Below are 519 nucleotides of genomic sequence, written 5' to 3'. Positions count from 1 at the left end.
TCCTGCTGTTGATCCTGCTAACACACCGGTGATCTTCTTATTGCCAGCATCAATGCCTGTCGTCGTGATGCTTGGGCCACCTGTGATGCTCAAGCCATTAGCGCCATAAGTGCTGCTGTTGATACCGTCAGTGACATTGGTGCCAGCACTGCTGACAGTGGTGGTTTTGGTGCCATCAGTAATGATAACACCTGAGCTGTTTAAGGTGCTATTGCCCGCTTTGATGCTATCGACCGTCAAGTCTTTGGCAGTAGCAACTTGATAGTTAGTTGAACCATCTGTATTGGTCGATGAGCTGACTTCAATGTTGTCACCTTTAGTCACCGTGGTTTTGGCTTTGATGATGTTGACAGTGTTGATGCCAATGTTATCTGTGTTGGTGCTGATACGACCATCAAGGTTGGTTAGCGCACCGCCCACGTTGGTTGCGGTCACGGTGCCTTTGTCCAACTGATAACTTGGGGCTGTGATGGCGCCAGTCGTCGCGTTGTAAGTTGCGCCGCCACCTAAGTGGCTTGC

At 50.3% G+C, this 519-nt stretch carries 1 pseudogene; it reads right to left on the bottom strand.

Annotated elements, in window-relative coordinates:
• Positions 1–519: pseudogene (locus JMX13_RS13645) on the bottom strand (hypothetical protein); the annotation flags it as partial.

The organism is Psychrobacter immobilis (assembly GCF_904846285.1).
GTDB lineage: Bacteria > Pseudomonadota > Gammaproteobacteria > Pseudomonadales > Moraxellaceae > Psychrobacter > Psychrobacter immobilis_D.
The sequence above is the reverse complement of the archived record's forward strand: the minus strand, read 5'-3'. Positions and strand labels throughout refer to the sequence as shown.